Annotated in this window: 15 protein-coding genes; 10 read left to right on the forward strand and 5 right to left on the reverse strand. The window is 69.8% G+C overall.

Annotation, left to right across the window (positions count from 1 at the left end; translation table 11 throughout):
- Positions 1-8 precede the first annotated feature (8 nt).
- From ACFXC1_RS11095 to ACFXC1_RS11115, 5 genes are all read left to right on the forward strand, one after another.
- Positions 9-1,340 (forward strand): ABC transporter substrate-binding protein, encoded by a 1,332-nt coding sequence (locus tag ACFXC1_RS11095; protein WP_381241506.1) that lies wholly within the window; start codon positions 9-11, stop codon positions 1,338-1,340.
- 10 nt (positions 1,341-1,350) lie between these two features.
- Positions 1,351-2,235 carry a carbohydrate ABC transporter permease gene (locus ACFXC1_RS11100; RefSeq protein WP_381241507.1) on the forward strand — a complete coding sequence of 295 codons (885 nt, stop codon included), beginning with the start codon at positions 1,351-1,353 and terminating at the stop codon, positions 2,233-2,235.
- A complete protein-coding gene (locus tag ACFXC1_RS11105; RefSeq protein WP_381241509.1) occupies positions 2,235-3,140 on the forward strand; it encodes a carbohydrate ABC transporter permease in 906 nt (301 codons plus the stop codon). Before ACFXC1_RS11100 ends, ACFXC1_RS11105 begins: the two co-directional genes overlap by 1 nt.
- Complete coding sequence (locus ACFXC1_RS11110; protein WP_381241511.1) at positions 3,137-4,738, forward strand: glycoside hydrolase family 43 protein; 1,602 nt, start codon at positions 3,137-3,139, stop codon at positions 4,736-4,738. The genes ACFXC1_RS11105 and ACFXC1_RS11110 overlap by 4 nt, the downstream gene beginning before the upstream one ends.
- 178 nt (positions 4,739-4,916) lie before the next feature.
- Complete coding sequence (locus ACFXC1_RS11115) at positions 4,917-5,966, forward strand: LacI family DNA-binding transcriptional regulator (RefSeq protein ID WP_381241513.1); 1,050 nt, start codon at positions 4,917-4,919, stop codon at positions 5,964-5,966.
- Positions 5,967-6,125: 159 nt separating this feature from the next.
- On the opposite strand, the gene ACFXC1_RS11120 is transcribed toward ACFXC1_RS11115, so the two are convergent.
- A complete protein-coding gene (locus ACFXC1_RS11120) occupies positions 6,126-6,791 on the reverse strand; it encodes a ThuA domain-containing protein (protein ID WP_381241514.1) in 666 nt (221 codons plus the stop codon).
- A 66-nt stretch (positions 6,792-6,857) separates the two neighbouring features.
- On the opposite strand from ACFXC1_RS11120, the gene ACFXC1_RS11125 reads away from it, so the two are divergent.
- Positions 6,858-7,493, forward strand: a complete 636-nt coding sequence (locus ACFXC1_RS11125; protein ID WP_381241515.1) for a VOC family protein — start codon at positions 6,858-6,860, stop codon at positions 7,491-7,493.
- Positions 7,494-7,746: 253 nt separating this feature from the next.
- Here the strand turns inward: ACFXC1_RS11125 and ACFXC1_RS11130 are convergent, their stop codons facing one another.
- On the reverse strand, positions 7,747-7,869 hold the full coding sequence (locus ACFXC1_RS11130; protein WP_381241517.1) for a hypothetical protein: 123 nt from the start codon (positions 7,867-7,869) through the stop codon (positions 7,747-7,749).
- Between the two features lie 114 nt (positions 7,870-7,983).
- Here ACFXC1_RS11130 and ACFXC1_RS11135 point away from each other — a divergent pair, with 114 nt between their 5' ends.
- The gene (locus tag ACFXC1_RS11135) at positions 7,984-8,385 is read left to right on the forward strand and encodes a VOC family protein (RefSeq protein ID WP_381241519.1); all 402 of its coding nucleotides are present in this window, start codon (positions 7,984-7,986) and stop codon (positions 8,383-8,385) included.
- Here ACFXC1_RS11135 and ACFXC1_RS11140 read toward each other — a convergent pair.
- Together ACFXC1_RS11140 and ACFXC1_RS11145 are read right to left on the reverse strand one after the other, a co-directional pair.
- Positions 8,382-9,080, reverse strand: coding sequence for a DUF6597 domain-containing transcriptional factor (locus ACFXC1_RS11140; protein ID WP_381241520.1), 699 nt, complete (start codon positions 9,078-9,080; stop codon positions 8,382-8,384). The genes ACFXC1_RS11135 and ACFXC1_RS11140 overlap by 4 nt on opposite strands.
- Before the next feature lie 174 nt (positions 9,081-9,254).
- Entirely contained in the window at positions 9,255-10,190 is a 936-nt protein-coding gene (locus ACFXC1_RS11145) for an AraC family transcriptional regulator (protein WP_381241522.1), read from the reverse strand.
- Between the two features lie 81 nt (positions 10,191-10,271).
- Here ACFXC1_RS11145 and ACFXC1_RS11150 point away from each other — a divergent pair, with 81 nt between their 5' ends.
- Entirely contained in the window at positions 10,272-11,108 is an 837-nt protein-coding gene (locus tag ACFXC1_RS11150; protein WP_381241523.1) for an NmrA family NAD(P)-binding protein, read from the forward strand.
- Positions 11,109-11,136: 28 nt separating this feature from the next.
- Here ACFXC1_RS11150 and ACFXC1_RS11155 read toward each other — a convergent pair whose 3' ends face one another.
- Positions 11,137-12,309: a YihY/virulence factor BrkB family protein gene (locus ACFXC1_RS11155; RefSeq protein ID WP_381241525.1), complete on the reverse strand. Its 1,173-nt coding sequence runs from the start codon at positions 12,307-12,309 to the stop codon at positions 11,137-11,139.
- 464 nt (positions 12,310-12,773) lie between these two features.
- Here ACFXC1_RS11155 and ACFXC1_RS11160 point away from each other — a divergent pair, with 464 nt between their 5' ends.
- Together ACFXC1_RS11160 and ACFXC1_RS11165 are read left to right on the forward strand one after the other, a co-directional pair.
- On the forward strand, positions 12,774-15,224 hold the full coding sequence (locus ACFXC1_RS11160; RefSeq protein ID WP_381241918.1) for a Pls/PosA family non-ribosomal peptide synthetase: 2,451 nt from the start codon (positions 12,774-12,776) through the stop codon (positions 15,222-15,224).
- 42 nt (positions 15,225-15,266) lie between these two features.
- Positions 15,267-17,351 carry a non-ribosomal peptide synthetase gene (locus tag ACFXC1_RS11165; RefSeq protein WP_381241526.1) on the forward strand — a complete coding sequence of 695 codons (2,085 nt, stop codon included), beginning with the start codon at positions 15,267-15,269 and terminating at the stop codon, positions 17,349-17,351.
- Positions 17,352-17,390 lie beyond the last annotated feature (39 nt).

Raw genomic sequence — 17,390 nt, forward strand, 5'->3', positions numbered from 1 at the left:
ACGGTCTGATGAACTTCACCAGCCCCCGGAGAAGGTTCGCTCGGGCAGCCGTCGCGGGCCTCGCACTGACAGGTCTGCTCTCCGCCTGCGGCGGATCCGGCTCGGGAGACAAGACGTCCTCCGGCCCGGTCACCCTCCCCTTCTGGGGCTGGGCCAACGGCCAGGACGCCGTAGTGAAGGCGTTCAACGCCGCTCACAAGGACATCAAGCTCAAGTACACCAAGGTCACCGACCAGTTGACGATGCAGAAGCAGCTCACCAACGCGGTCAAGGCCGGCAACGCGCCCTGCCTGGTGCAGAACACGGCGGAGTACGTGACCACCTGGGTCTCGCAGGGCGCGCTCGCCGACATCTCGCAGTACGTCTCCGCCGACAAGGACAAGTTCAACGCGGGCGCGTGGGCCAGTGCGCAGGTGCAGGGCAAGTCCTATGGCGTGCCCACCAGTTCGGCCCCCGCGTTCACGATCTACCGCACCGACATCTTCCAGAAGTACGGCCTGAAGGCGCCGACGACCTGGGACGAGTTCGTCGCCGCGGGCAAGGTACTGAAGAAGCATGGCATAAAGATCACCAACTACGCCGGTGAGGACCCGAGCACCCTGGAGGTGCTCTCCATGCAGGCCGGTGCGCACTGGTACGCCATCGACGGCAACTCCTGGAAGGTGGACTTCCAGGACGCGGGCAGCCTCAGGGCGGCCAAGGTGATCCAGGACATCGTCGACAACGACCTCGCCTCCAAGCTGTCGTTCGCCGACTACGCGGCCGTACAGCGCAACTACGACAACGGCGGCACCGCGACCCGGCAGATCTCCACCTGGCAGATGGCGGGCATGGTGCAGAACTTCACCAAGTCCGACGGGAAATGGGCCCTTTCACCCTGGCCGACCTTCGCGGGCGAGGCTGCCAAGACACCCGCCGGGACCAACCAGAGCGGTGGCGTCACCCTGGTGACCAAGCAGTGCGCACACCAACAGCAGGCAGCCGAGGCCGCGTTGTGGATGTCGACCGACACGGGCGCGGTGAAGACGATGGCGAGCCCGACCACCGGCAACGGTGTGATGCCGGCGCTGGCCGACAGCAACGCGTATGTCGCCGAGGCGATCTCCGACAGACTGCTCGGCACGAACTACGAGCCCGCGAAGAAGGTCGTGACCGACAGCCTCGACACCGTGACCTCGGACTGGGTGTTCGGCCCGGACTGGACCGCGATGTTCACCGAGCTCCAGACGGGCTGGGCGAAGGTGATGAACAAGCAGGAGAAGGTCACCGATCTGCTGGCCCACATGCAGGAGTGGACGGTCAAGGACCTGAAGTCCCGCGGTATCAGCGTCAAGGGCTGAGGCAGCGCCGATGATTCGCTCCCAGCGCTGGAAGGGCGCCGCGTTCACGGTGCCCTTCCAGCTCGGTTTCGTGTTCCTCTACCTGATACCGATCGGGTACGCCGTCTACGAGTCGCTGTTCGTCGAGCACCAGTCCGGGCTCGGCCTCGGCGGCTCCACGGAGAGGTTCTCCGGCCTCCACAACTACCAACAGGGCCTGACCGACTCGGTGTTCATGAACTCGGTGCTGCGCGTGGTGCTGTTCGCGTGCGTGCAGATCCCGGTGATGCTGCTCGTCAGTCTGCTCCTTGCGCTGTTCCTGGACGCGCTGTCCTCGAAGGTCGCGGGCCGCTTCCGCATCCTGCTCCTCGTGCCGTACATGATCCCCGGGGTGGTCGCGGCGATCGTGTGGATCAACCTGTACAGCCCGGACGTAGGCCCGTTGACCCCGTTGGGCAAGGTGTTCGGCCTGTCCTGGAACTTCTTCGCGCCCTCGATGGTGTGGCCGTCCATCGGCAACCTGCTGACCTGGCACGGCATCGGCTACAACATGGTCATCATCTACTCGGCGCTCCAGGGCGTGCCCCGCGACCTCTTCGAGGCGGCCCGGCTCGACGGTGCCTCCGAGTTCCGGGTCGCGACGAGCATCAAAATCCCTTATGTGCGAGGGGCGTTGGTGCTCACCGGGATGCTCTCGATCATCCAGATGCTTCAGATCTTCAACGAGCCGGCGCTGTTCCGGAACGTCACCCCGCAGACGGTCGACGACAGCTTCACACCCATCATGATCATCTACAACCAGGCGTTCAACGCGGGCAACTACCACTACGCGGCGGCTCTTTCGGTCCTCCTCGCCCTCATCCTCGGCCTCGCCTCCTTCCTCTTCTACCGGCTCACCGCGAAGGAGGCCGACTGATGACTCTCACCGAGGAGCGCCGGAAGGCACAGCAGATCCGGCGCCTCAACAAGCCTGATCCGGCGGCCCGTTCACGCGGCGGCCAGCGTTTCCTGCTCGTCGGACTGGTCCTGGCGAGCGCCTACAGCCTGTTCCCGGTGTGGTGGCTGATCGTCGCCGCGACCAAGAACCGCACGGGGCTGTACCAGAGCAACGGCCTCTGGTTCTCCGGCATGCACCTGTGGGCCAACCTGCGTCAGGTCTTCACCTACGAGAACGGGATCTTCCTGCGCTGGACCGCCAACTCGTTCCTCTACGCGGGCGTCGGCTCCCTGGGCGGCACCCTCATCGCGCTCGCCACCGGCTACGGCCTGGCGCGCTTCGAATTCCCGGGCCGCAGCGCGGTGTTCGCGTGCGTGGTGGGTTCGTTCCTGATCCCGATCGCCCTGCTCACGCTGCCGCTGTACCTGATGTTCTCGAAGATCGGCCTGGTCGACACCCCCTGGGCGATGCTGATCCCCTGCCTGATCAACCCGTTCAGCGTCTACCTCGCCAAGGTCTACACCGAGGCCACGATCCCCTTCGAACTCCTGGAGGCGGCCCGCCTGGACGGCGCCGGCGAACTCCGCATCTTCTTCAGCATCGTGCTGCGGATGATGACGACGGGCGGCGCCACGGTGTTCCTGCTCGCGTTCGTGAACACCTGGAACGCCTTCTTCCTCCCGCTCACCGTCCTGCGCGGCGAGAACAACTGGACCCTCAACATCGGCCTCTACAACTGGTCCGGCAAGCGCCTGGAGTCGGGCGTCGACCTCACCGGCCTGGTCCTGACCGGCGCGCTGCTCTCGATCGTGCCGATGGCCGTGATGATGGTGGCGATGCGGCGGTACTGGCGTACGGGCGTCACTCTGGGAGCCCTCAAGTGACCTTGCTGCACAACCCCGTTGTCCGCGGCTTCGCCCCCGACCCCTCCATGGTCGGGGTGGGCGACTGGTACTACGTGGCGACCAGCTCCTTCGAGTGGTTCCCGACGATCCCGATCCACCGCTCGCTGGATCTCGCGCACTGGGAGTACGCGGGCCATGTCCGGGGCGCGGCCCCAGGCGGCTCCCTCGCCGGTGTCCCCGACTCGGGCGGCATCTGGGCACCCTCGCTGAGCTGGGACGGTGAGCGCTTCTGGATGACGTACTCGATCGTCCGCTCGGTCGGCACGCCGTACTTCGACGCCGACACCTACGTCACCACGGCCACGGACATCGGCGGGAAGTGGACCGCCCCGCAGCGGGTCGTGAGCCACGGCTTCGACCCGGCGCTGTTCCACGACGAGGGCCGGCTGTGGCTGCTCAACCTCCAGAACGACCACCGCCCCGGCGGCCGGCGCTTCGCGGGCATCGTCGCGACCGAGCTGGACCGCGACACGCTCACTCCGGCCGGCCCGACCCATCTGCTGCTCCAGCACGAACGGCTCGTAGAGGGACCGAAGTTGGTGCGGCGGGGCAACTGGTACTACCTGCTGCTCGCGGAGGGCGGGACCGGGTTCGAGCACGGAGTACTGGTGGCGCGCGGCCGTACGGTCACCGGTCCGTACGAGGTCGACGACCGTCCGCTGCTGACGTCCCGGGACGATCCGTCGCTGCCGTTGCAGAAGGCGGGACACGGCGAGCTGGTCGAACTGCCGGGTGATGAGTGGGTGTTGAGCCACTTGGCGGCACGGCCTGTCGCGACTCCCGCGGGACCTCGTTGCACCCTGGGCCGGGAGACGGCGATCCAGTCGGTGACGTGGGACGCGGACGGCCGGCCGAGGCTGCGGCACGGGGGCCGGCACCCGGCGGTGGAGGTCGCCGTGTCGACGCACCCCGCTGCACCACCGGATCAAGTCGCGTACTCCGAAGGGCCGTTGGGGTGGCCTTGGAACGGTCCACGCGGATACCCCGACCCGTCCTGGGCCGACGCCACCTCCCGCCCCGGCTGGATCCGGCTGCGCGGGCGGCACGGGCCGGAGTCGCGGTGGGCGCACAGTCTGCTCGCCCAGCGGCTCACGGAACATCGGGCGGAGGCCGAAGTCACCGTAGAGGCAAGGCCGTTGACGTTCACGCAGGCGGCGGGGCTGGTGCTCTGGTACGGCGCCGAGGCGTATCTGAGTCTGGACCTGACGTGGGCGGAGCCCGAGGGTGAGGGGCAGCGGGGGCAGCAGTGGAGGGACGGCGGCGGGCGTACGGTGCTGAGGCTCGTCGAGCGGGACGAGGACGTCACGCGTGAAGTGGCCGTCGTCGAGGTCGCGTTCGGGGCGCCGGTGACGCTGGGGGCGACGGTCGACGGAGCCGACGCGCGCTTCTGGTACGTCCGTGACGGTGAACGCGTGCCGGTGGGACCGGTGTTGGACTTCAGCAGGCTCTCGGACGACCACGGCTCGCGGCTGCGCTTCACCGGGGCGATGGCCGGGATCCATGCCGTGGATCTCGTCGGGGCGGAGTTCACCGCCGACTTCGGCGGCTTTCGCCTGGAGTGCACCCCGCCCCGCTGAGCCGTTCGAGGTTTCGAAAGCTCGGGTCGCCGTCATCGCGTGAATTCCCTGGTCTTCCCGCCGTGTTGACGCGCACCTATCGTAGGAAGCGCTTTCTGATCGGTTGGTGGTCGGGCCGCGGAACAGCGCTGGTCGAAACTTTCGATGGCCCTCGGGCGGGCTGGAGAGGTGGTTCCCGATGGTCCGTGCGGGGAGCGCGAGCATGACGGCAGGGCCGACGCTGGCGGTCGTGGCCCGTGAGGCCGGGGTGTCCGTGCCGACGGCGTCGAAGGTGGTCAACGGCCGGGAGGACGTGGCGCCGGAGACGCGGCGACGGGTGACGGAGGCGCTGGAGCGGCTCGGTTATGTGCGCAGGCCGCGCTTCGACGCGAACAAGGCTCCGGGGCTTGTCGACCTGGTGGTGCACTCGTTGGAGAGTTCCTGGTCGGGGGCGGTGCTGCACGGGGTGGAGGAGGCGGCGTACGAGGCCGGTCTTGAGGTGGTGGTCTCGGCCGGGCTGACCCGGACGCGGGCGGACCGGCCCGAACGGGGCTGGCTGGACAAGCTGGTTGGCCGGGGTTCGTCCGGAGTCCTGTTCAATCTGGCGGAGTTGACGGCGTCTCAGTACGCGTGGCTCGACCAGCATCGCATTCCGTTCGTGATGATCGACCCGGTGCAGGAACCGCCGCCGGGTGTGGTGTCGGTCGGTGCGGCCAACTGGCACGGCGGGGTGACGGCGACCGAGCATCTGCTGTCGCTGGGCCATGAACGGATCGCCGTGATCGCCGGTCACCGGCACAAGATGTGCAGCAGTGCCCGCGTCGCCGGTTACCGCTCCGCGCTCGCCTCCGCCGGGGTGGCCGCGCGCCCCGGCTACATCCGCCACGGCGGTTTCGACCAGACCATGGCCCGCACCCGGATGCGCGAACTCCTCGACCTCCCCGAACCGCCCACAGCGGTCTTCGTCTGCTCCGACCGCATGGCACTCGGCGTCTACGAGGCCCTGGCGGAACGGGAGTTGACGGTCCCGGTCGACATCAGTGTGGTCGGCTTCGACGACCTGCCCGAGGCCCGCTGGGTGACTCCGGCGCTGACCACGGTCCGGCAGCCGCTGTCGGAAATGGCCGCCACGGCGCTGCGTCTCCTGGTCCGCATGATGGACGGGGACCGTCCGGAGAGCACTCGGACGGAGCTGTCGACTCGGTTGGTGGAGCGGGCGAGTACGGGGGTGCCGAGAAACAGCTCATAGGTGCGGGTGCCGCGGCTGTAGGGCTGCTCCGGTTGGCGGGGTGGGCGGCGAAGGAACAGGGTCGGCTACCCACCGAGTTCGGCGTCGGCCCGGTCGGCGGTTCGGTCCCGGCCGTCCCGGCCCCGGCCGGATGAGCGGACAGCACCGCAGGCGCCTTCCTCACCCCACGGTCGCCCCCGGCCGCGCCGCCCAGCTGATCCCGCCCAGCAGATGCGCGCGAAAGTCCGGGTCCTCGTAGGCCTCCGACGCGTGCCCGAGGGCGGTGTAGAAGACCCGGCCCTCGCCCTTCTCGTGGCACCACGCCAGGGGGTGGTCGGTGCCCATTCCGCCGCCCTCGTAGGAGGATTCGTCGGCGGCGAGGAGGACGTGGGTCGAACTCCGCGGGTTGGTGCGGAAGTCGTACCACTCGTCGGTGAACTGCCATACGGCGGGCAGGTGTTGGGTGGCCGGGTGGGTGCGGTCCTCGGTTACGGCCCTGCCGGGCTGGTGGGCGGGGTGCCGGGCGAAGCGGGCGCCGAGGAGGTCGCCGTAGTACGGCCAGTCGTACTCGGTGCAGGCCGCCGCGTGGACGCCGACGAAGCCGCCGCCCGACTCGACGTGGGCCGCGAGGTGTTCGCGGCCCGCCGGGGTGAGCACCTCGCCGCTGGTGGAGAGGAACACCACGGCCGCGTAGTCGTCCAGGGGGTGTTCGAAGGCGGTCGGGTCCTCCGTGGCGGTCACCTCGAAGGGGCCGAGGGTGCGCAGGGCGGTCACCGCGGCCGGGATGGAGTCGTGGCGGTAGGCGGTGGTGCGGGTGTAGGCGAGGAGGCGGGGGGCGGCGGCCATACGGGGCAGCCTATTTCACTCCTTGGGCTCACCCTCCGTTCCCCGTACCGCGTAGCCTCGGCGGGGATGAATGCCGTTCCCGCACGCCTGGACCATCTCGTCCTCGCGACCCCCGAACTGGCGGCCACGGTCGCCGACTTCACCCTGCGCACGGGTGTCGCACCGGTGGCCGGCGGTGCCCATGTCGGGCTCGGTACCCGCAACTACCTGGTCTCCCTTGGTGGTTCGCGTTACCTGGAGATCCTCGGTCCCGATCCGGAACAGGCCGAGCCGTCCGAGCCACGCCCGTTCGGTGTCGACGCGCTGTCCGTCGCCCGGACCGTGACCTGGGCGATCAGTCCGCCCGATCTGGACGCGGCGGCAGCGGCGGCGCGGGCCCAGGGGTACGACCCCGGGCCCGTGCGCGCGATGAGCCGCCGCCGGCCCGACGGCACGCTGCTGGAGTGGCGGCTCACGGACGGGAGCACGGCGCACCCGTCCGGTCTGGTGCCGTTTCTGATCGACTGGAGTTCGTCGCCCCATCCGACGACCACCTCGGGTCTGCCCGTCGCGCCCCTGGTGGAGCTGACCGCGACGGCCCCGGCGCCGGACGAGATCCGCCCGCTGCTGTCCGCCGTGGGCGTGGAACTGCCGCTGGCTCAGGGGCCGGTGGGCCTCTCCTTCACGGTGAACACGCCTCGTGGAGTGGTGACGTTCTCTTGAAGCGTTCCGGTGCGCCTTTCTCCGTAGGCACTCTCGACGAGGTGCGGCGGATGCCCTGGCGGGCCAGGAGGCGCCTGCGCGGAGTGCGGAGGAGCGGCAGGACGGGGGTTCTGCTGATCGCCGAGATCAGGGAGCCGGTTCGCAGCTTCACCGACAGGGCAGGTGTCGTGTCCCTTCGCGAAAACGGCCTGGAGATCTGCTCCTGGAGCCGCTTTGCCACGGCACCGAAGTTCGTCGGCGTCGCACCTGGGCTTCACGACATGGAGTTCACGGTGAGGCGTTGGAGGGCGAGCAGGACCAGCTCGTTCCGGAGAGCCGTGGAGCTGCGGGAGGGCGACGTGCTGGTCGCGTTGTGCGAGCCGGTGCAGCCGAACACCTTCTACAGGAAGAGCTCGTCTGCGGACTCGTGGTTCGTCGGGGTCCTCTCACCGGGCGAGGACGTGTCCGATTCGTTCAAGACCCGCCGCCCTCCCCGGCCTACCGTGGCCCCATGACTCCACGATTCGACGCGATCGGCCTGGTCGTCTCCGACATGGCCGCCTCTGTCGCCTTCTACCGTCGGCTCGGGTTCGGTTTCCCCGAGGGTGCCGAGGACCAGCCGCACGCCGAGGCCCAACTCCCCGGCGGGCTGCGGCTGTTGCTGGACACGGAGGACACCGTCCGCTCGTTCCACGCGGGTTGGCAGCCGCCCACCGGGGGCAGTGGCCGGGCCGCGCTCGCCCTGCTCTGCGAGGATCCCGACGAAGTCGATCGGGTGTATGAGGAGTTGGTCGGGTCCGGGTACCACGGTGAGCTCAAGCCGTGGGACGCGTTCTGGGGGCAGCGGTACGCCGTCGTGCACGATCCCGACGGCAACGGGGTGGATCTCTTCGCGCCGCTGAACCCTGCCTAACCGGCCCGGCCGAGCAGCTCCCCCAGCGGCTTCCCCGCCAACTCCCTGACGTCCCGGGCGAGATGGGCCTGGTCCGCATAACCGGACCGGGCCGCCGTCTCCGCGAAGGAGACTCCGGCACGGGCCAGTGCGAGGGCCCGTTGCAGGCGCAGCACCCGGGCCAGGGTCTTGGGGCCGTAGCCGAAGGCCGTCAGTGAGCGGCGGTGCAACTGGCGCGCGCCGAGGCCCAGTTCGTCGGCGGTGGCGGCCACCGGGCGGCCGGTGTCCAGGGCCGCGACGAGGTGTCGTAGCAGCGGATCGGGGGGCGGTGCGTGCGCGGCGCGTTCCAGTGCGAGGTCCTCCAGTGCCGTCGCGGGGTCGGGGGCCGTGGCGAGGCGGGCGTGCAGGCGCCGTACCGTCGCGGCGGGCCACAGGTCGGTGAGGTCGACGCGGCGGTCGCGGAGTTCGTGGGCCGGGACTCCGAGGAAGGTGGGGGCGGTGCCGGGGTAGAAGCGGACGCCGGCCCAGTGTGCGGGCTCCGCCTGGGGGATGTACGCGCGGGTGTCGGGGCCGGCGACCAGCAGGCGGCCCTCGTTCCAGAGCAGGTCCATGCAGCCGTCGGGCAGGACGGGCCGGACCGGGCCTACGGCGGGGTCCTCGACGGTCCGGCTCCAGACCACCGCGCCGGGCAGCCGGGACGGCCTCTCCACGTACACACGGGAAAGGCTACGCCGACCATCAGGAGGCCTGCGGAGTCACCGCCCGACCGGCATCGGGAACGGCTGCGGGCTCACCTCGTAACCCCGCTTCACCGCGACCGAAGTTCCTGTCCCACCCGCGTTCGTGCTTCCGCGAGCCCGCGCCCCACGCCCAGCCCAACGCCCCCGCCCCTACCCCACCCGCGTCCGGTGCTCCTGCGGGCTCACTCCGTAGACCCGCTTGAAGGCGCTGGACAGCGCGAACGCGCTGCCGTAGCCCACATCCCTCGCTATCGCGGCGATCGTGTCGTCCGTGTCGCGGAGGCGGTCAGCGGCGAGGGCGAGGCGCCAGGCGGTGAGGTAGGACATCGGGGGTTCGCCGACCAGGTCGGTGAAGCGGCGGGCCAGGGCCGCGCGGGAGACGGCGGCCTTGGCGGCGAGTGAGGCGACCGTCCAGGGGTGGGCGGGGTCGTCCTGGAGGAGGCGCAGGGCCCTGCCGACGACCGGGTCCGCCAGGGCGCGGTACCAGGCCGGGGCCTCCGCCTCCGGGCGGGAGAACCAGGCCCTCAGCGCGGCGATGACCAGAAGGTCCAGGAGGCGGTCCAGGACGACCTCCTGGGCGGGTTCGTCGCGGACGATCTCCTCCATGAGGAGGGGGGTGAGCGGGCACTCCCAGACCTCGGAGGGGAGGGAGAGGAGGGGCGGCAGGGCGTCCAGGAGGCGGCCGTTGATCTCGCCGCGCATGAGGTAGGTGCCGATGAGCATCACCGTGGAGCCGTCGAGGCGGTCGCCCCAGGTGCGGACGCCCAGGTCCATCGAACCCCTCAGGGACGTGCCGTCGGGGTAGCTGCACTCGCCGCCGGGCAGGATCAGCGCCTGTGGGGGTGTGTCCGGGTCGTCTCCGCAGGTGTACGGGGCGGGGCCGCGTGCGATCGCGAGGTCGCCGGCCCGGAGCCGTATCCGCTCGCCCGTCTCGGGAGTGATCCAGGCGTCGCCGCGGACCATGAGCATGACCGTCAGCGGGGCGCGGTCCTCGATGCGGAGGGCCCACGGCGGGTCGAAGCACGCGCGGATCATGAAGGCGCCACGCGCGCGTGGACCCTCAAGAAGGCCTGACAGGGCGTCCATACGGCCAGCGTAGACGCGCGCTCATGGGAATGAGCCGTTCAGCGATGGTCCGTGCTCGGGCACGGGCGTTGACTGGACGGCATGACAGAGAACGCACGGGACATGACGTTGGTGGTGACGGGCGCCTCGGGTCGTACCGGGCGCCGGGTGACGGAGGCCGCGCGGGCCGCGGGGCTGACCGTACGGGAGGCCTCGCGGGCGCAGGGTTTCGACCGGGCGGACCGGTCCACGTGGGCGGACACGCTGCGGGGTGCCGATGCCGCGTACCTGGTGTACCCGTCGGATGTCGGGGCGCCGGACGCGCCCGGCGCGGTGGGGATGCTCGCGCACGAGGCGGTCTCGCTGGGCGTACGGCGGCTGGTGCTGCTGTCGTCCCGGGGCGAGGAGCGGGCGCGGCCCACCGAGGAGGCGCTGCGCGGGTCGGGCGCGGACTGGACGGTCGTACGGGCGGCGTGGTTCGCGCAGAACTTCAGCGAGGGGCCGTTGGTGGAGGGGCTGCGGGAGAGCGGGGAGCTGGAGTTTCCGGCCGGTGAGGTAGGCGAGCCCTTCATCGACGTGCGGGACATCGCGGACGTGGTCGTGGCCGCGGTGACGGCCGGGGACCGGTATGCCGGGCAGGCGCTCACGGTGTCGGGGCCGCGGTTGCTGACCTTCGGGGAGGCGGTCGCGGAGATCTCCGCGGCGGCGGGGCGGGAGTTGACGTACCGGGCGGTGTCGGCCCGTCAGTACGGCGACGATCTGGCCGGGTTCGGAGTGCCGGACGGGGAGGTCGAGTTCCTGGTGGAACTGTTCGAGTCGCTGCTCGACGGGCGGAACTCGTATCTCTCGGACGGGGTTCAGCAGGTGCTGGGGCGCGAGCCGCGCGACTTCTCGGAGTTCACGCGGGACGCCGGCGCGGCGGGCGTCTGGAAGGTGTGAGCGGACGTCCGGAAGCGGTAGCGGAGCGTTACTTCACCGGTCCCGGTGTGTCCCCGCCGTTCTTGTGGGTGCTCTTCACATGCGTGCGCAGCCGGGAGGTGACGTCCTCGGGGGGCAGGAAGCGGGACCAGCGTTCCGGGAACTCGGAGGGCATGTCGCCGTCGTCGGGGTCGTCGAAGTCCTCGTCGTCCTCGCCGCCGTGGGTGCGGGCGGCGGCCATGCGGGCGACGTACTCGGCGGCCTGCTCCTCGTGCCGCCGTTCGTTGGCGGCTCGGGCGGCGGCCGTCGCGGCGGCCGGCCAGACCCGGTCGATGGCCGCGTTGACGGCGGCCCCGACGAGTACGGCGAACGCGGACACGCCGATCCACAGCAGTACGGCGACGGGCGCGGCGAGGGAGCCGTAGATGGTGGGGCCCTCGACCGTGCCGGTGAGGTAGATGCGCAGCAGGTAGCTGCCGAGGACCCACATGGCGAGGGCGACCAGGGAGCCGGGTACGTCCTCGATCCACGGGGAGCGGACGGGGACGGAGACGTGGTACAGCGTTGTGAGGAAGACGACGGACAGGACGATGACGACGGGCCAGTACAGGACCTGTACGACCGTCTCCGACCAGGGCACCACGTTCACCACGGCGTCCGGTCCCGCGACCATGAGGGGCAGTGCGATCGAGCCGATCAGCAGGGCCGCGATGAACAGGGCGAAGGACACGATCCGGGTCTTGACGATGCCGCGTACGCCGTCGAGGCCGTACATCACGGTGATGGTGTCGATGAAGACGTTGACCGCGCGGGAGCCCGACCAGAGGGCGAACAGGAAGCCGATGGAGATGACGTCGGGCCGGCCGCCCTTCATGACGTCGTGCAGGATCGGCTGGGCGATCTCGTGGACGCCCTTGTCGGACAGGACGGTGCGGGACGCCTCCAGGATGTTGTTCTCCAGGCCGGCGATGCTGTGGGCGCCGGTCCAGCTGTCGACGTAGCCGAGCAGACCGATGAGGCTCAGCAGGAGCGGCGGGACGGACAGCAGCGTGAAGAACGCGGCCTCGGCCGCGAGGCCCAGGATGCGGTACTCCATGCAGGAGTTGACGGTGTCCTTGACCAGCAGCCAGGCGGTCCTGCGCTTGGAGACGTTCCGGTAGAGGGCACGCGCCCGGTGGAACCGGCCGGTGGGCCGCTCGGGGGTTTCACTTGCTGACTGCACGCCCTAAAGGTATCCGTCGTGCCGGGATGCACTCATCCCCCGGGGGCGTCGGCCGCGACGGGACGCCTGCTGGAGCGCCGTGTCATGCCCGCGCTGGCCGAAACTTTTCGGTCCGGAATTCGAATTGGCATTCGAGATTTTAATGGTTGTTTTGGAGAGCTTCCCGGTGAGGACTTCGTACGTCAATCCTTATTGACCTTGTCCGTACCCCACGAAGTCGAAAAAGCGCCATTGCCCAGAACAGCCTTGACCCGTTCCGGAATGTCCAGAAATAATCCGGACTGCATTCGTTGCGCGCGTTGGGACGACGTCAGCGCACACGACTCGGGGGAAATCACATTGGGTCCATGACCGGGACCCCGTCCCAGAAATTCACTTTCACCCCACCCGTTTCGCGTGTGCCGTTTTCGTCTTTGGCGATTTTGGCAATTCAAAGACAATGATCAGCACCAAGGAGCCACGTGGTGGGAAAACCCGGCACCGGCACCGAGACCGTTCTCGCAGAGGTCCTGGCCGGTGTCGTACGCAAGGAAGCAATACCGCTCGACAGTCACTTCTTCGACGACCTGGGCGCCAACTCACTGGTCATGGCGCACTTCTGCGCCCGGGTCAGGAAACGCGACGACCTCCCGTCGGTCTCGATGCGGGACGTCTACGGCAATCCGACGATCCGTAGTCTCGCGGCGGCACTCGCCGACACTTCCGAGCCTTCCGCGCCGGCCGTCGCCGAGCCTCCGCCACCCGGCAGCACGGCCCGCTATCTCTTGTGCGGGCTGCTCCAGTTCCTCGTATTCGCGGTCTACTGCGCACTCGCCGGACTTGTCACCGGGCGCGGCTACGAATGGGTTTCCGGCGGTTCCGGAGTGGTACAGGTCTATCTGCGTTCCGCGATATTCGGCGGCGCGGTGTTCATCGGTGTGTGCACGGTGCCGGTGGTGGCAAAGTGGATACTCGTGGGCCGCTGGAAGGAGACCGAGTTCCCGGTCTGGAGCCTCGCCTATGTCCGGTTCTGGACGGTCAAGGCGCTGCTGCACGCCAACCCGATGATCCTGTTCGCCGGCAACCCGCTGTACGTCCTCTATCTGCGCGCCCTCGGCGCCCGCATCGGCAGGGGCGTCACGATCCTGTCCCACTCCGTCCCGGTCTGCACCGACCTGCTGACCGTCGGCGACGGAACGGTCATCCGCAAGGACTCCTTCTTCCTCTGCTACCAGGCGCACGCCGGCCGTATCCGCACCGGCCGGGTCACGCTCGGCAGCGGCGTGTACGTCGGCGAGAAGACGGTCCTCGACATCGGCACCGTCATGGGTGACGGATCCCAACTCGGCCATTCCTCCGCCCTGTACGACGACGCGCGGGTCCCGGCGGGCGGGCGCGTGCACGGCTCTCCGGCTCAGGCAACGGACGTCGACCACGTCCGCGTCCCGGCGGCGGACTGCTCCACGGCGCGCCGCTTCGGCTACGGCCTGGCCGCGCTCCTTCAGATGGTGCTGGTCTACGTTCCGCTCGCGGTCGGCGGCACCTACCTGGTGCTGACGGTGGTGCCGGCCCTCGACCACCTCCTCGACCCGAACAGGAAGGACCTCGACTCGGCCCGCTTCTACGGCGAGGCGCTGGGTCTGTCGCTGGTGGCGTTCGTCGCCTTCGTCGTGCTCGGCCTCGCCTCCGTGTCCCTGCTGCCGAGGCTGCTCCGTCCGCTGCTGCGCCCGGACCGGGTGTATCCGCTGTACGGCTTCCACTACTCGGTGCAGCGCGCGGTGGCCCGGCTGACCAACCTGAAGTTCTTCAAGTGGCTGTGCGGCGACAGCTCGTTCATCACCGGCTATCTGAAGGCCATCGGCTACGACCTCGGCGAGGTGGAGCAGACCGGCTCCAACTTCGGTACGGAGGTGCAGCACGAGACGCCGTATCTGGCCAGTGTGGGAAGCGGCACGATGGTCGCGGACGGTCTGTCGATCGTCAACGCGGACTTCTCCAGTACGTCGTTCCGGCTGTCGCGCGCCTCGATCGGGCCGCGCAACTTCCTGGGCAACAACATCGCCTACCCCTCCGGGGGCCGCACCGGCGACAACTGCCTGCTCGCCACGAAGGTGATGGTGCCGCTCGACGGCGAAGTCCGGGAGGGCGTGGGCCTGTTGGGCTCGCCGTGCTTCGAGATCCCGCGCTCGGTGGAGCGGGACAGCCGCTTCGACCATCTGCGCGAGGGCGACGAGCTGAAGCGCCGGCTGACCCTGAAGAACCGCGCCAACCTTCGCTCGATCGGCCTGTATCTGTTCGTGCGCTGGCTGCACTGGTTCGTGCTGACCGTGCTCGGCTTCGCCGCAGTCGACCTGTACGGGGGCGAGGGGATCGGCGGGGGGCTGCTGATCGGCGCGTCCCTGATGCTGGGGCTCGGCTTCACCGCCGGGTACTACGTGCTGGTGGAGCGCCTGGTCGGCGGATTCCGGCCGCTGGAGCCCAAGTTGTGCTCGATCTACGACCCGTACTTCTGGTGGCACGAGCGGCTGTGGAAGGTCCCGGACCACTACATCCAGGTGTTCAACGGGACGCCGTTCAAGAACCTGATCTGGCGGCTGCTGGGCGTGCGCATGGGCCGGCGGGTCTTCGACGACGGCGCCTACATCACCGAGCGCACGCTGACCGCGATCGGCGACGACTGCACGCTGTCGGCGCACACCAAGGTGCAGTCGCACTCGCAGGAGGACGGCACGTTCAAGTCCGAGCTCATCACCATCGGCAACGGCTGCACCCTCGGGGTGGGTGCGCTTGTGCACTACGGGGTGTCGATGGGCGACGGGGCGGTACTCGCCGCGGACTCGTTCCTGATGAAGGGCGAGGAGATGCCCGCGCTGTCGCGGTGGGGCGGCAATCCGGCGGTGGCCCAGCGCGGCGCCGTTGTGCACATGACTCCCTGACGGCGTGGCCGCAGGGGGAAGGAAACAGGGGGGAAGAGAACGATGGAGATCATTCCGCGGTGGACGCTCGCTCCGGTGCCCGGTGTGGCGGAGTACGAAGTGTCCCTGCCCGAAGGGCTGTTGATCGAGCTCGCCGCTGTGAAGGCCGCCCACGCGACCGTGCTCGCCGCGCTGTCCGGGGAGAGTGCCGAGGAGGACCCGGCGCTGCAGGTGAGCGTCACGGGCCGCACGCTGCGCCTGCGGTACCGCACCGACGTCCTGGACGCCGGGGCCGCCGCCCGTATCGCGGGCTACCACCTCACCGTCCTCACCGATCCGAAGCGGACGAGCCTGCTGTCCGAGGCCGAAGTCCGTTACCAGCTGGAGGAGTTGGCGGGCCCGCGGCGCGAACTGCCGGACCGGCGGGTGCACGAGCTGTTCGAGGACATGGTGGAGGTGTGCCCGGACGCGGTCGCCGCCGTGCGGGGCGACCGGGAGTGGACCTACCGGGAGCTCAACTCCCGGGCGAACCGGCTGAGTCGGGCGCTGCTGGCCCGCGGCCTGACCCGCGAGGGTGTGGTCGCCGTGGTGCTTGAGCGCGACCTTGACTGGATGGCCGCCGTGCTCGCCGTGTTCAAGGCGGGCGGGGTCTATCTGCCCGTCGAGCCGCACTTCCCGGCGGACCGCGTGGCGCGGGTGCTGGAGCGTGCCGGGTGCGAGCTGGTGCTGACCGAGCGCGGCAGCGACGGTTCTGTGGACGCGCCGGGCCGGACGCTCTACGTCGACGAGGCCTACGCCGAGGGACATCCGGACGGCGACCTCGGGATCGAGGTCTCGCCGGGTCAACTCGCCTACATCTACTTCACGTCGGGCTCCACGGGTGAGCCCAAGGGCGCGATGTGCGAGCACGCGGGTTTCCTCAACCACGTCTTCGCGAAGCTCGACGATCTGGGGATCGGCGCCGGGCAGGTGGTCGCGCAGACCGCTCCCCAGTGCTTCGACATCTCGCTGTGGCAGCTGGTCTGCGCGCCGCTCGTGGGCGGGCGGACACTGCTGGTGGAGCAGGACGTGATCCTGGACGTGCCGCGGTTCGTAGAGACGATCGGGGCGGGGCGGGTCAATGTGCTCCAGGTCGTGCCGTCGTATCTGGAGGCCGTACTGGCCGAGTTGGAGCGGCGGCCGCGCCAACTCCCGGACCTGCGCTGTGTGTCGGTGACCGGGGAGGCCGTGAAGAAGGAGCTCGTGGAGCGCTGGTTCGCGGCGCGGCCCGGGGTACGGCTGGTCAACGCCTATGGCCTGACCGAGACTTCGGACGACACCAACCACGAGGTGATGGACCGGGCGCCGGACGGACCCCGGGTCCCGCTCGGCCGGCCGGTGGGCAATGTGCGGGTGTACGTCGTCGACGAGGACCTGGTGCCGGTGCCGCTGGGGGCGCCCGGCGAGATCGTGTTCTCCGGCGTGTGCGTGGGCCGGGGGTACGTCAACGATCCCGAGCGGACGGCGGCGGCCTTCACCGAGGACCCGTACCGGCCCGGTGAGCGGCTCTACCGCAGCGGCGACCACGGGCGCTGGCGGCCCGACGGCAAGCTGGAGTTCCTGGGGCGCCGGGACAGCCAGGTGAAGATCCGCGGCTTCCGCATCGAGATCGGCGAGATCGAGAACGCGCTGCTGCGGGTGGACGGGGTCAGGGACGGCGCGGTGGTCGTCGTACGCGGGACCCAGCTGGTGGCGTTCTGCACGGGTGCGCGGCCGGTGGCGGCCGATGCCGTGCGGGCGCGGCTGGCCGAGTCGCTGCCCGCGTACATGGTGCCGTCGGTCGTGCACTGGCGGGCCTCGCTGCCGCTGACCGCCAACGGCAAGACGGACCGCCGGACGCTCACCGCGCTAGCCGGTGACCTGGACGCGGTCGGCGAGGGGCCCGGCACGCCCGCCGAACGCAGGCTGGCCGCCGCCTGGGCGGTGGTGCTGGGCATCCCGGCCGACCGGATCGGCCGCCAGGACCACTTCTTCGACCGCGGCGGCACCTCGCTGGCCGCGGTGAAGCTGGCGGTCGCCCTCGACCGGGCGATCAGCCTCAAGGACGTCACCCGACACCCGGTCCTCGCGGACCTGGCCGGACTGCTGGACCCGCCGGTCTCCTCCTGAGACCCGCCGCACCCCCGGCCGAACGATCGACAGCACCAC

It is taken from the genome of Streptomyces hokutonensis (assembly GCF_042751305.1).
Taxonomy (GTDB): domain Bacteria; phylum Actinomycetota; class Actinomycetes; order Streptomycetales; family Streptomycetaceae; genus Streptomyces; species Streptomyces hokutonensis_A.